This window comes from Paenibacillus polysaccharolyticus (assembly GCF_900102085.1).
In the GTDB taxonomy this organism is placed as follows: domain Bacteria; phylum Bacillota; class Bacilli; order Paenibacillales; family Paenibacillaceae; genus Paenibacillus; species Paenibacillus polysaccharolyticus.
This window is the reverse complement of sequence record NZ_FMVM01000005.1, coordinates 319667-333916: the sequence shown is the minus strand read 5'-3', so window position 1 is coordinate 333916 and position 14250 is coordinate 319667. Positions and strand designations below refer to the sequence as shown.

7 protein-coding genes are annotated in these 14250 nt (G+C 47.6%); 5 read left to right on the top strand and 2 right to left on the bottom strand.

Features of this window, described 5'->3' with window-relative positions; translation table 11 throughout:
• Positions 1–452: 452 nt before the first annotated feature.
• Positions 453–1460 carry an LCP family protein gene (locus tag BLQ13_RS09425; protein WP_090918431.1) on the bottom strand — a complete coding sequence of 336 codons (1008 nt, stop codon included), beginning with the start codon at positions 1458–1460 and terminating at the stop codon, positions 453–455.
• 365 nt (positions 1461–1825) lie between these two features.
• Here BLQ13_RS09425 and BLQ13_RS09420 point away from each other — a divergent pair, with 365 nt between their 5' ends.
• The 4 genes from BLQ13_RS09420 (at position 1826) to BLQ13_RS09400 (ending at position 11563) form a co-directional block, all read left to right on the top strand.
• Positions 1826–3562: a methyl-accepting chemotaxis protein gene (locus tag BLQ13_RS09420; protein WP_244159261.1), complete on the top strand. Its 1737-nt coding sequence runs from the start codon at positions 1826–1828 to the stop codon at positions 3560–3562.
• A gap of 337 nt (positions 3563–3899) precedes the next feature.
• Entirely contained in the window at positions 3900–6821 is a 2922-nt protein-coding gene (locus tag BLQ13_RS09415) for a glycoside hydrolase family 9 protein (RefSeq protein ID WP_244159260.1), read from the top strand.
• A 96-nt stretch (positions 6822–6917) separates the two neighbouring features.
• On the top strand, positions 6918–10193 hold the full coding sequence (locus BLQ13_RS09410; RefSeq protein ID WP_090918427.1) for a glycoside hydrolase family 48 protein: 3276 nt from the start codon (positions 6918–6920) through the stop codon (positions 10191–10193).
• Between the two features lie 542 nt (positions 10194–10735).
• Positions 10736–11563, top strand: a complete 828-nt coding sequence (locus BLQ13_RS09400; RefSeq protein ID WP_090918423.1) for a C40 family peptidase — start codon at positions 10736–10738, stop codon at positions 11561–11563.
• Positions 11564–11640: 77 nt separating this feature from the next.
• On the opposite strand, the gene BLQ13_RS09395 is transcribed toward BLQ13_RS09400, so the two are convergent.
• On the bottom strand, positions 11641–12561 hold the full coding sequence (locus BLQ13_RS09395) for an ArsR/SmtB family transcription factor (RefSeq protein ID WP_420848924.1): 921 nt from the start codon (positions 12559–12561) through the stop codon (positions 11641–11643).
• A gap of 181 nt (positions 12562–12742) precedes the next feature.
• On the opposite strand from BLQ13_RS09395, the gene arfA reads away from it, so the two are divergent.
• Complete coding sequence (gene arfA / locus BLQ13_RS09390) at positions 12743–14248, top strand: arabinosylfuranosidase ArfA (protein WP_090918419.1); 1506 nt, start codon at positions 12743–12745, stop codon at positions 14246–14248.
• Positions 14249–14250 lie beyond the last annotated feature (2 nt).

The following is a 14250-nucleotide window of genomic DNA, read 5'->3' as shown; positions in this document are numbered from 1 at the left end:
CAACTCCCGTTTCGGCTTGAAGGGTGCCTAATATCTCCGTGAATCGTTCGAACCCACTCGCAACATGCTCAATGACGGTAGCTTTACCAACGGGCTCATTTCGTTTATGAAATGCCTGTATCACACTTGAACCTTTAGCGACATCTACACCAACAACAGGTTCCATCTCCTCACTCCTTGTCTTTGGTTTCGCCGGCCTTTTCCACGATGGTTCCAAACCCATAGCTTCGCTTGTTATACGAGGTCTACCGCCCCTACCAGCTCAAACATGGTCTTTTGGAGGTCGTGGGAAAACAGTTTTTTTGACGGGGTCATGCCCCTAAGACGCTCACGTTTTCCCGGCTCCCCCCATCGTAAAACAGCAAAAAAAATAGGCCAACCAGTAATAACTGGCTAACCTGATAATACGAAAGACGGCCTAAGCCGTCTTTTTACTGGTGATTATGTGATAGTCACTCGTTTGATTTCCCAGTTACTGAGCTATCAGAGGAAGACTGGTTATCTTCTTCAAATAACTTCTGAATGTAAGCTTGAAGCTTGGGCACATTCACACCTAATACCTGAGCAGATCCAGCCCGCTCATTCGTAAGCAACTTGTTCGGTGGAATCTGTTGCTGATCAATCTCGTTCACACGAATGTCAAAGCCCAGTGAAGCGAGCTTCAGCATTTGGGTTGGGCTCAGATCTGTTTTGATATAAGGAGCAATGGCTTCCAGCATCTCAGGGATTTTAAAGAGCGAAGTGGTGCTCTGCATCTTCTTGGCAAGTTCGGTCATAAAGATGCGCTGACGCTCTGTACGTGTGAAATCGGAGGTTGCATCATGCCGGAAACGGACATACTGGAGGGCTGTCTTGCCATCCATATGTTGCAGCCCTTTTTTTAAATCAATATCATACATGTGTTTATCCGCTTTGCTTGTGTAGTACATATCTTTTTCCACATCAATATCGATACCATCCAGCGCATCAACGAGAGCCATGAAGCCTGTAAAGTCCGTATAGACATAATGCTGAATCGGTATACCGAGCAGATCGCTGACCGTCTGTTTGGTTAATTCGGCTCCCCCGAAGGAATAGGCGGCGTTAAGGCGGCTTTTGCCATGGCCTGGGATGTTAACGTAGGTGTCGCGAAGTACGGAGAACAGGTGGGCCTTTTTGGAAACTGGATCAATCGAAGCAACCATCACCGAGTCTGAACGCCCGGCGTCATCCCCTCTCGAGTCACCACCAATTAATAAGATATTTACTCTCTCTTTGCCGTCCCACTTCGGTATGACGACCTTGGGGGTATCGGAGCTTTCCGTACTGTTCGAGGCATTACTAGAATTAGGCGAATCGCTAGATGCGGCAGTCGAAATGCTATTGGCAAAATGAACGATCGAATATCCGTAGTAGACAATGACTCCTGTTACAACAAGTGCCAAGGTCAGGGCTGTACCCCATAACCATTTTTTAAACATAATCTCACCTTTCTTATGTAGAACTGATAGATCCCCAAACTAGTTTAACAAAAAGAAAGTGAAATGTCCTCCTTGATTCCGAAAATAAATTTAAATTCAATATTGTTTTACGAATAGTTTGCTTGTTGTGGTTGGAACAATCATTATGGAGTTTCGTCGCTTTCTTGGGAAATTCGTGACCATCCACAAGGGTGGAAATCTACTTTGGTTAGTTCTATGAAAATATAGTCTATTAAATATACTTATTTCATTGTTAAGAGAAATTTTCTTAAAACTAAGATTTCATATATTCACTCGAAGAATATCTATGTCGATATATTATATAGATGTACTAGTTTATTGGGGAAAGTTGGAGGAGTGGGAACATGGGGAAAATGCGGGGGAACGCATCGGGGAAAGTGAAATTTTCGATTCGTGCCAAATTATTAACTGGCTTCTTAATTGTGTTGGCATTGCTTATCTTTGTTAGTGTGTACACGTTGACACAAGTATTTACAATGGCTAACAAGTCAAGACAGATCGACCAGAATTCGATGCCAAGTGTTAGTTTGCTTGGGATTATGAATGGTGATGTGTCCGATGTGGAACGGTTGGCACTAGCCATCATTGTAGAACAGAACCCGAGTGAGACGGAGAAACTGAACGAAGCATTGAAAGTGTTGCTTGCCAAGATTGAGGATGAGCGCAAACAATTGCTTACCTTCATTAAGGGTGATCCTCAAGCGGAGCAATTGTACGAACAGTTTTCTACCAATTATGATTCGTATTTGCAGAAAATGCCGGAGTTTGTCGATTATGGTCTGAAAAATGATTATACTACGGCCAGCATGCTACATACAGCAGCCTATCCAATGTGGTATACAGCCAACGATCTGATTACTCAATTAATCAATCTTGGCAATAGTGGAGCAAAAGAAATTGCTGCCGGATCGGTCAAGCTAGCTGAGAATGCTTTTAACATCATTTTAGTTGTAGCGATCGTTGCAACGTTGTTATCCTTATTCATTGCACTTTTCATCGCGAGTATGATCTCTCGTCCGGTTAAAAAGATGAGTGAAGTTGCAGCAAAGATTGCTGATGGTGACCTGACAGGTGAGGCAATTACATTGAAGAACCGGGATGAGCTGGGTGTCCTGGCAGAATCCTTCAATACAATGAGTCAAAATCTGCGTTCAATGATTCAATCCGTATCCGAAACCTCGGAGCAAGTTGCGGCATCATCGGAAGAGCTTCTCGCAAGTGCAGAGCAAAACGCAAAAGCTTCAGAGCAAATTACTGAAACCGTGGAAGAATTGTCTGTAGGAACATCGAATCAGGTTGATATCGTGAAGCGTTCTTCGCAGGCGATGAATGAGATGGCTTTGGGTTCAGAACAGATTGCCGAACTGGCTCAAAGTGTATCCGTATCCGCTGTGGATGCGGCGAATCAATCATCGGAAGGAAACAAAATCATTCAGCAAGCGGTTGAACAGATGGGATCGGTTCGTAACTCCATCGCTTCCTTGAGAGAACTGGTTACAGGACTCGGCGAACGTTCTGCCGAGATTGGCACGATCACTGAAGTGATCAATAACATCGCCCGTCAAACCAATTTGCTCGCTTTGAATGCAGCGATTGAAGCGGCAAGAGCAGGGGAGCACGGTAGAGGTTTTGCTGTCGTTGCGGGAGAGGTGCGCAAGCTGGCGGAAGAATCCTCCGCTTCTGCACAGCAGATCACACAGATTGTACAACTGATTCAGCAAGATACGGATCATGCTGTACAAGCTGTAAAAGTAAACAGTAATGAAACAGAAGCCGGCATTGAATTGGTGGCTGCAGCGGGTCAAGCCTTCGAACAGATTTCGGACGCTGCCAACAAGGTCGCTGGTGAGATTCAAGAAGTATCTGCCGGTTCTGAGGAGATGTCAGCTAGCACAAATGAGGTTGTAAGTTACGTGGGTCAAATCTCCAATATTGCTTCGGAAGCCGCGGGTGCTGTACACAACGTATCTGCTGCAACCGAAGAGCAACTGGCTTCCATGGAAGAGATTGCTTCCTCAGCTGGATTGTTATCCAAAATGGCGGAGGAATTGCAGGGACAGGTGAACAAATTCAAAGTATAGATTGCAAAAGCAGATCGTCAAAAAGGCTGTTTCTTCCCGGCATGTCCGGTGTAGAAACAGCTTTTTTGTCATATCACGCTGATCAAGTCACAACAATGTTATTTCAGAAGTCACCAATGTTGATATTTCAAGTCAAACAAACGACTATAATGGTAATTAATGGTGGAAATTACATCGAGTTACCACCATGGAGAGGAGCGAGGTCACTCAGAATATTGGGAAGCATTCATCTGGAACTTTCGAGAAAAGGAGATGAACATGATTTATGAAAGGGCGCTGGTGGAGACGCGTTGCTATGGTAACGTTATCGGCAGGACTTCTCGCAGGGAGCTTTTCTATGAATACAGGATTACGTCAGGCGGATGCGGCCGCCGGAGATCATAACTATGCCGAAGCACTACAAAAGGCTATTTATTTCTATGAAGCGCAACGCTCAGGCCCGTTGCCTGCCAATAATCGGGTTGAATGGCGAGGCGACTCGGGACTGCAGGATGGCGCCGATGTCGGTGTCGATCTGACCGGCGGCTGGTATGATGCTGGAGATCATGTGAAATTTGGATTTCCAATGGCTGCTTCGGCAACCATGCTAGCCTGGTCTGTCGTTGAGTATGCCGACGGCTATGAGCAAGCCGGACAACTGGAGGAAATCAAAGATAATATCCGGTGGGCAACCGACTATTTTATGAAAGCGCATACCAAGCCAAATGAATTATGGGGACAAGTCGGAGGTGGCAATATCGATCATGCTTGGTGGGGACCTGCAGAGGTGATGCAGATGAACCGGCCTTCGTTCAAGATCGATGCTTCTTGTCCGGGAAGTGATCTGGCGGCAGAAACGGCTGCTGCACTGGCGGCGGCATCCATCGTGTTTGCAGATGATGATCCAACCTACTCGGCGAAGATGCTTCAGCATGCGAAAGAACTGTACAACTTTGCAGATACATATCGGGGAAAATACACCGATTGTATTACTGACGCTGCTGCATTTTATAATTCGTGGACGGGATATGAAGATGAGCTCGCGTGGGGCGGAGCATGGCTTTATTTAGCTACCAATGATAACGCTTACTTGTCCAAGGCGATGGCAGCTGCAGATCGGTGGTCTACAAGCGGAGGTTCCGCGAACTGGCCCTATACCTGGACACAGGGCTGGGATAGTAAACATTACGGCGCCCAGATTCTGCTTGCCCGAATCACCTCCAGTTTGAATATGCCGGAGGCAACAAAGTTCATCCAATCAACCGAGCGCAATCTCGATTATTGGACGGTTGGCACGAATGGAGGGCGTGTGACTTACACCCCGGGCGGATTGGCGTGGCTGGATCAGTGGGGTTCACTCCGATATACAGCCAATGCAGCATTCATTGCATTCGTGTACTCCGATTGGGTTAGTGACCCTGTGAAAAAATCCAGATATCAAAACTTTGCGACTTCACAGATGAATTACATTTTAGGAGATAATCCTCGTCAGAGCAGTTATGTTGTGGGGTACGGAAAAAATCCGCCACAGCATCCGCATCATCGTACCGCTCATAGTTCATGGATGAACAACGAAGATATTCCGGCGAATCACCGTCATATTTTATACGGCGCCATGGTGGGAGGACCCAATGCGTCAGATCAATATACGGACGATATTTCGGACTATGTGAGCAATGAGGTGGCGACGGATTATAATGCGGGCTTCACGGGTGCACTCGCCAAGATGAATCTGCTCTATGGACAGAATCATCAACCTCTGGCGAATTTCCCTGCTCCTGAAGTCAAAGGTGACGAGTACTTTGTAGAGGCTGCCGTGCGGTCATCAGGCTCCAATTATACGGAAATCCGCGCATTGCTTAACAACCGCTCAGGCTGGCCTGCACGGATGGGAGATAAGCTTTCCTTCAAATATTTCCTCGATTTGAGTGAAGTGTATGCTGCGGGACGCACCGTATCCGATGTTCAAGTCACAGTATCCTCTACTGAAGGTGCAACCGTTTCTCAACCTGTCGTCGTGGATGCCGCCAAGCGGATCTACGCCGTTACAGCAGACTTCAGTAATACCAAAATTTATCCAGGCGGAGAGGGGAATTATCGCAAGGAAGTTCAGTTCCGGATTACCGGACCGCAAGGGGCATGGAATCCGGCGAATGATCCTTCCTACCAGAACCTGACGACAGGAACTCCGGTAAAAAGTGCACACATTCCTGTATATGATGCTGGAGTGAAGGTATATGGACAGGAGCCGGGTGTTACACCCGTGACCGTGCCAGTCGCTCCTACTGGAGTGCAAGCTTCTCCTGGCAACAATCAGGTGACGCTGAGCTGGACTGCCTCCGCTGGGGCTGTATCATACACGGTGAAGCGTGCCGAGGTTAGTGGTGGCCCGTACACAACCGTTGCGACAGGTGTGAATGGATTGACTTACACCAACACAGGATTGACGAATGGCAAGGCGTATTATTACGTGGTGACCGCTGTAAACGCAGCCGGCGAATCGCCAGCTTCTGTTCAAGTGCTCGGGACGCCGCAGGCCGGTTCAACTGTGCCAGGAGCTCTTACTTTAAGTGGAACAGCTGGCAACAATCAAACGGTGTTGTCATGGACAGCAGCATCTGGAGCTGCCAGCTATAAGGTACAACGTGCCGCGGCCAATGGTACGTTTGCGGATGTAGCGACCGGGTTGACGGTGTTGACCTACACGGACACGACAGCGCTTAATGGAACTTCGTATAATTACCGGGTTGTTGCCGTAAACGCAAGTGGGCAATCGTTATCTAACGTGGTTGTACTGACACCTTCGGGACCGCCTGTGTCAACGGGTACGCTGGAAGTGCAGTATCGAAGCGGAGGGTCCGGGAATTCCAGTAATGCGGTAACTCCTCAGTTTAATGTGAAGAACACGGGTACACAGGCAATTGATCTGAGCACGGTTAAAATCCGGTATTACTTTACCAAAGATGGCACTGAGGATCTGACCTTCTGGTGTGATTATGCTGTGGTAGGTACAGCGAATGTGCAAGGAAAGTTTGTGAACGTGAACCCGGCGAAAGGAACGGCGGATACGTACCTGGAGATCAGTTTTACCTCTGGAGCGGGCAGTTTGGCAGCCGGAGCAGAAACGGGCGTGATTCAGGGACGTTTTTCAAAAAATAACTGGAGTAACTTCGATCAGAGCAATGATTACTCCTATGATGGTTCCAAGACTGCTTTTGCTGCATGGAACAAAGTGACCGCGTATCAAGGCAGTACCCAAGTATGGGGGCTGGAGCCGTAAATCAAAGAACTTTGACAGGCAAGAGGCCAAAGAACAGCATGGGCAGACCAGCAGCATCGATATTAAATTTCCACTATACCAGGGAGGTATATATTCATGTTGAAAACAGCTGCAAAAAAGAGTTTAACTGCCATGCTGGCAGGAACCGTCATGCTGACGGGATACACGGGACTGTGGGCTGGTTCTGAAACGGCACATGCTGCCGATCAGGCGATTGAAATTCAGGCCGATGGAGTGAATGAGGCTCGCTTTTTGCAATTATACGGTCAATTAAAAGACCCGGCGAACGGATACTTTTCTCCAGAAGGGATTCCTTATCACTCCATTGAAACGTTGCTGAGTGAAGCACCGGATTATGGACATATGTCTACGTCGGAGGCGTACAGCTACTGGTTGTGGCTAGAGACGATGTATGGTCACTACACGGGCGATTGGAGCAAACTGGAAGCGGCCTGGGATAATATGGAGAAGTACATTATTCCGGTGAATGAAGGGGACGGCAAGGAAGAGCAACCAACGATGAGCAAGTACAATCCGAACAGTCCTGCAACATATGCAGCTGAAAAACCATTCCCAGACCAGTATCCTTCCAACCTGAATGGTCAGTATGCAGCAGGTAAGGACCCACTCGATGCCGAGCTCAAGGCAACCTATGGTAACAACCAGACGTATCTGATGCACTGGCTGATCGACGTGGATGACTGGTATGGATACGGAAATCTGTTAAATCCTTCTCATACGTCAACGTATGTGAATACGTTCCAGCGTGGGGAGCAAGAGTCCGTGTGGGAAGCTGTTCCTCATCCATCCCAGGATGATAAATCATTTGGTAAAGCAGGCGAAGGGTTCATGAGTCTGTTTACGAAGGAAAATCAGGCTCCATCGGCACAGTGGCGTTATACCAATGCAACGGATGCGGATGCGCGTGCAGTACAGGTACTGTACTGGGCGAAAGAGATGGGCTATAACAATACGGAGTATCTTGATAAAGCCAAAAAGATGGGTGACTATCTGCGGTACGGGATGTACGACAAGTATTTCCAGAAGGTTGGAAGTGCGAAGAACGGTACACCAACTCCAGGTACAGGTAAAGACTCCAACATGTATCTCATGGCTTGGTATACGTCATGGGGCGGTGGATTGGGTCAAGGCGGGGATTGGGCATGGCGTATTGGAGCAAGTCACACGCACCAGGCCTATCAAAACCCGGTTGCAGCATATGCCCTGTCTGATCCGGCAGGCGGCTTGATTCCAGAGTCACCTACAGCCAAAGCGGACTGGAATGCGACGTTAAAACGTCAGCTCGAATTCTACACATGGTTGCAATCCCATGAAGGTGCAGTTGGCGGCGGGGCAACCAACAGCATTGGTGGTTCCTACGCATCTTACCCGGCAGGTGTGAGCACGTTCTATGATATGGCTTATCAGGAAGCACCAGTATATCGCGACCCGGATTCCAACACGTGGTTCGGATTCCAGGCATGGCCGCTGGAGCGTGTGGCGGAGATGTATTACATCTTGGCAGAGAGCGGTGACTTGACCTCTGAGAACTTCAAAATGGCTAAACAGGTCATTACAAAATGGGTGGACTGGACCAAAGATTATGTGTTTGCTGGTGAGCGCCCTGTAACGGATGCTCAAGGCTACTATTTGAATGCTGCAGGACAGCGTATTCTCGGTGGAAAAAATGTTCAGGTAGCAACAACTCCGGCTCCAGGCGAGTTCTGGATTCCAGGTGGTCAGGAATGGCAAGGACAGCCGGATAAATGGAATGGATTCAGCACCTATACGAATAATCCAAACTTCCATGCCATTACTAAAGATCCAGTACAGGATACAGGGGTACTGGGAAGTTATATCAAAGCATTGACGTTCTTCGCAGCTGGAACTGAGGCAGAGAACGGTACGCTCAGTGTGAAAGGTCAGGAAGCCAAAGACTTGGCTCAGACGTTGCTCGATACAGCTTGGGATTACAATGATGGTGTAGGTATTGTGACAGAGGAAGAGCGTAAAGATTACTTCCGTTACTTCGCGAAAGAGATCTATCTGCCGGCAAACTGGACGGGTACGTTCGGTCAAGGTAATACGATTCCAGGCACCGCAGGTGTACCTTCCGATCCGGCAAAAGGCGGGAATGGCGTGTACATCGGATACTCCGATCTGCGTCCTGCAATCAAGCAAGATCCGGCTTGGGCTTATCTGGAGAACAAGTACAAAACATCTTACAACCCGACCACGAAGCAGTGGGAAAATGGTGCACCGACCTTTACGTATCACCGTTTCTGGTCACAGGTTGATATGGCTACCGCTTATGGAGAGTTCGACCGTCTCCTTGGTGACAGCGAAACACCAGGCGTGGAAGCACCTGCCGCTCCTGCAGGTGTAACTGCTGCAGGCGGTGACAAACAAGTGGTCTTGAACTGGAATACTGCGGCGAGAGCAACTTCCTATACCGTAAAACGTGCCGAAGTGAACGGTGGCCCGTATACTTCTGTAGCAACTGGCGTTAGCGGTTCTACGTTTACAGACACCGGACTGACGAATGGAAAAGCATACTATTATGTCATTACCGCTGTAAATAGTGCTGGTGAGTCCGCGCCATCTGCGCAGGTTACGGCAACACCGCAGGCCGGAGTAGCTATACCAGGAGCCTTTACCCTGAGTGGAACAGCAGGGGATGCCAAAGCTGTGCTGAACTGGACGGCTTCAACCGGAGCGGCAACCTATAACGTGCAGCGTTCGACAGGTACAGGTGCGTATGCCAATCTTGCGACAGGGCTGACGGCACTGACGTATACCGATGCAACAGCAGTGAATGGTACGGCCTATAACTACAGAGTGGTTGCCATCAATGCCGATGGACAGACGAACTCGAATGTGGTTGTGCTGACACCGATGGCTGCTCCGATTTCAACCGGAACACTTGAAGTGCAGTATCGCAATGGAGGCTCGGGGGCTTCAGGCAACTCGCTTACACCACAATTCAATGTGAAGAATACAGGTACAACGGCCGTCGATCTGAGCAAAGTGAAACTTCGTTATTACTTTACGATAGATAGTGCCGCTGATCTGAGCTTCTGGTGTGACTACGCACAGGTTGGCAGTGCCAATGTGCAGGGCAAATTTGTAGCTGTGGAGCCGGCAAAAGGTACGGCAGATACGTATCTGGAGATCAGCTTCACTGCCGGAGCAGGTAGTCTGGCGGCTGGTGCTGAGACAGGAATCATTCAAACACGTTCCTCCAAAAACAACTGGACGAATTTTGATCAATCGAATGATTACTCTTTTGCCGCTACACAAACCGCATTTGGTGCATGGACAAAAGTAACAGCATACCAGGATGGCGTGAAAGTGTGGGGAATGGAGCCATAATTGAATCAGCAAGCGGAGCATGGAATGATGGGAAAGGGTTAGTTTCAGGAATTGGGGCCGGGAACGGAAAGCCTGATCTTTTATTCCAATCTGCTGTTGATTATACTTCCGATGAAAGGCCGGGGAGAAATCCCCGGTTTTTTCTCGTGTTCAACGATTTAAATCCATTTATTTTCATTTGTGAAAGAGGTATTCCAGATTGAAACGAAATGAAACGTAGTAATGTTTTCCAGTTAGATGAGGAGAAATATTAAAATCTAGTGCATAGGTTGCATGCGCGTGTAGCAAAGGTCTGCCTGACCAAAACGTGGAAATCTAAGGTGTATCAATTAGTTACAAAAAATTAACCGTTCATTCCGTGTAGGGTATGCTCTATTTTTCCAGCCGAAGAACGTTTTCCCTGATCCTTAGTGCTCACACTTGTCTAAACCCTTGCAGGACTTTGGGCTGATGAACGTTAGAGAATGCCCGTTTACAATAAGGCAAACCAGGAAGATAGCTTCTTGGTTAAAATTTTGTAATATCCGGAGGGACACGACATCATGAACTGGAAGAATACCATTGTTACGGCAAGTGTAACAGCAGCCTTGCTGATGGGAAGTCTAACAACGGCAGCGCTCACAGGACAGGTATCCGCAGCAGCGGCAGATCAATCGAAAGTAGAAGTCATCTGGGGTGTAAACCTTCGAACCTCACCAACGTCATCTGGTAAAGTTATTCGTATGGTTTCCAAAGGAGAAACATTAACTGTGCTTGAGCAATCCGGATCGGATTGGTATAAAATCAAAGATGCTTCTAATCGGACAGGTTATATCTCGTCTTCATCCAAATACACACAAGCGATAAGCGGTGGATCAACAACAGGCAATACGGGCACGACTAGCGGTTCAAGTGGCTCGGGTTCTAGTCAGGGCTCAACAAGTCAGGGAAGTGTTGCAGTAGAGAAGGTAATTGCGGCCGGAATGAAATACATGGGGACACCCTATAAATATGCATCGGATCGCGACAGTACGGCAACGTTTGACTGTTCCAGCTTTGTAAGGCGAGCTTTTATTGATGGACTTGGCATTACACTTCCGGCAGACTCACGCCAACAAGGAGATTATGTGAAGAAGAAAGGTACGGTCACAACGAATTGGAAGAACCTGAAACGTGGTGATCTGATGTACTTTATGTCTTACAAAGGCACTTCTGCATCAGCCTACAGTGGCGTGAACAAATCTCGGGCGACGATTACACATACGGGTATTTATCTGGGTAACGGTAAAATACTGCATACATACTCCAACGCTGGCGGCGGTGTGACAGTAAGTGATATTGCCGGCAAGCACTGGGAATCCCGCTTCCTGTTCGGAGGCAGTGCGTTGTAGGACAGTGACATAAAATTAAAACACCTTTCATTTGACCGTTATTTTGGCAAATGAAAGGTGTTTTTTTGTGCTTTAGTTTACAAAGGTGCTATTCCATCGTGATAGAACAATCGGAACAAAATGTCTTGATTATAGTTTCCAAATCCTTCACCATACAGGGTCATTCCGCCGACGTGACGTGCATCTTCCTCCACAGAAAGGCGCAACGTCCACTGATTGCGTTCCACTGGAATATCAGCGAGTGTGATGCTCGACAGAAGCTGTCCATCGATAAACGTACCTTCATGGGTTATGCGTAACACTTTAAGCATGCCATACTGATTAACGATATCACTCCACCAGTCAGGCGTGAATATGCCGCGTCCATTGCCGGAGTCACCGGGGCTGGTCCATTCCCCTAAACGAATACCGTTCAATGTGAACGTAATATCTGAAGGCCAGTTTGGATTAACGGAAGGGGCTTCTGACCCGATCTCCAGTGACAGCTCAATGGCGTCAATCTGTTGCCCAGTTAACATGTAGTTTGGAATTTTATACTCGACAAATCCACGCCCCATCCACAAGATATGAGCATGCATCCGGTCCGGGTCCAAAAAATAACGAGGATCATCATATTGTCCAATGACATGGTCAGATGTCGCTAAACCGCAGGTAGGATATACGTCAAAATGCGTGTAGTGCCCAACAGGGATGGAAACCTCGTGAAACTTGCGGGATGTTCCGGTTTCTTGAGGCATGGAGATGCCAATCCAATCGACAGCCAGGCTGTTCATTTTATGTGTGCCGCCATCCTTGCGTACCATTTTGGACTGAATAATGCCGACATCTTGAAGTTTGCGGACATGCATGGTAACAATTGCGCTACTCAGTCCGAGGGATGCCGCTATATCTTTCACATTCATTGGTGTCTCAGCCACAAGGCGGATAATCTGTAGCCGAACTTCACTGGCAAGTGCTTCATATAAAGGGAGCCATTCGGCATCGGTATTTGCTCTGATCACAGATGTTCCTCCAATTTCGTTTATAGAATTAAGTTAAACATAAATTCAATGAAAAGAATAATATTTTTCGAATTTCGGGTTGAAATATGTCTTGTTATCGATTTTAATATAAATATGAACGTTGATCCATAGAATATCAATTAATTTTTATATTAATCTTAGGGAGATGAGATCATTCATGGAAAAAGCGAAAATGACGGTGGATAAAGATTTTACAATTGGTGAAGTGGATAAACGTTTGTATGGCTCGTTCATTGAGCATCTGGGACGTGCTGTATATGGCGGAATTTATGAGCCGGGGCATGCTTCAGCCAATGAGCAGGGGTTCCGTGCAGATGTACTGGAAATGGTGAAGGAGCTTCATGTGCCGATTGTACGTTATCCAGGGGGTAATTTTGTATCCGGTTACAATTGGGAGGATAGCGTAGGGCCGGTATCTGAGCGGAAGCGCAGGCTGGATCTGGCATGGAGAACGATTGAAACCAATGAATTTGGTTTTAACGAATTTGTGGATTGGGCTAAACAGGCTAACTCCGAAGTGATGATGGCGGTTAACCTTGGAACACGCGGTGCGGATGCAGCCCGTAATATCGTGGAGTACAGCAACCATCCGGAAGGTTCGTATTACAGCGATCTTCGGATTCAACATGGATACAAGCAGCCTCACGGGATCAAAACATGGTGTCTGGGCAACGAAATGGACGGACCTTGGCAGATTGGGCATAAGACTGCTGAAGAATATGGACGTACTGCCGTGGAGGCAGCCAAAGTTATGAAGTGGACGGACCCAACGATTGAACTCGTCGCTTGTGGAAGCTCGAACCTGGGCATGCCTTCTTTCCCAGACTGGGAAGCAACAGTACTGGATCATACGTATGATCATGTAGAGTATCTGTCTCTGCACCAGTATTATGGTAATCCGGAGGATGATACGCCAACCTTCCTTGCACGCTCGTTGGAGATGGATCGGTTCATCGATACGGTGAAAGCGACATGTGATTATATCAAAGCGAAGAAACGCAGTAAAAAGACGATGTATCTGTCCTTTGATGAGTGGAACGTCTGGTATCACTCCCATGAGAATGATTCCAAAATGGACGCATGGCAGATTGCTCCGCCGCAGCTGGAGGATATTTATAATCACGAGGATGCACTCTTGGTGGGTTGTATGCTGATCAGTATGCTTAAACATGCGGATCGGGTTAAAATGGCGTGTCTGGCTCAACTCGTTAACGTCATTGCTCCGATTATGACCGAAACGGGCGGAGCATCATGGAGACAGACCATCTTCTATCCGTTCATGCATGCATCTGTATATGGCCGTGGCACGGCACTTGTGCCTTTGATTCAATCACCGAAATACGATACGAAAGAAATTACAGATGTTCCTTATCTGGAAGGCATTGCGGTGCATAACGAAGAGCAGGGAGAAGTAACTGTGTTTGCGGTCAATCGTCACTTGCAAGAATCTCTGCCGCTTGAAGTGGACCTGCGCAGTTTTGGCAAATGCACTCTGATCGAGCACATCGTTCTGGAAGCGGACGATCTCAAAGCGGTTAACACAGCTGCACAGCCTAACAATGTTGTTCCGCATAATCGTGGAGGAGCAGTAGTATCCGATACGCTCATCACCGCGAGTCTCGCGAAAGCATCCTGGAACGTGATTCGTTTGAAGGTGCAATAAGA

What these genes read in the sequence shown, in the direction of transcription:
- BLQ13_RS09425 (WP_090918431.1), bottom strand. Translation starts at nt 1,460, where the DNA reads ATGTTTAAAAAATGGTTATGGGGTACAGCCCTGACCTTGGCACTTGTT.
- BLQ13_RS09400 (WP_090918423.1), top strand. Translation starts at nt 10,736, where the DNA reads ATGAACTGGAAGAATACCATTGTTACGGCAAGTGTAACAGCAGCCTTG.
- BLQ13_RS09415 (WP_244159260.1), top strand. Translation starts at nt 3,900, where the DNA reads ATGAATACAGGATTACGTCAGGCGGATGCGGCCGCCGGAGATCATAAC.
- BLQ13_RS09420 (WP_244159261.1), top strand. Translation starts at nt 1,826, where the DNA reads ATGGGGAAAATGCGGGGGAACGCATCGGGGAAAGTGAAATTTTCGATT.
- BLQ13_RS09410 (WP_090918427.1), top strand. Translation starts at nt 6,918, where the DNA reads ATGTTGAAAACAGCTGCAAAAAAGAGTTTAACTGCCATGCTGGCAGGA.
- arfA (WP_090918419.1), top strand. Translation starts at nt 12,743, where the DNA reads ATGGAAAAAGCGAAAATGACGGTGGATAAAGATTTTACAATTGGTGAA.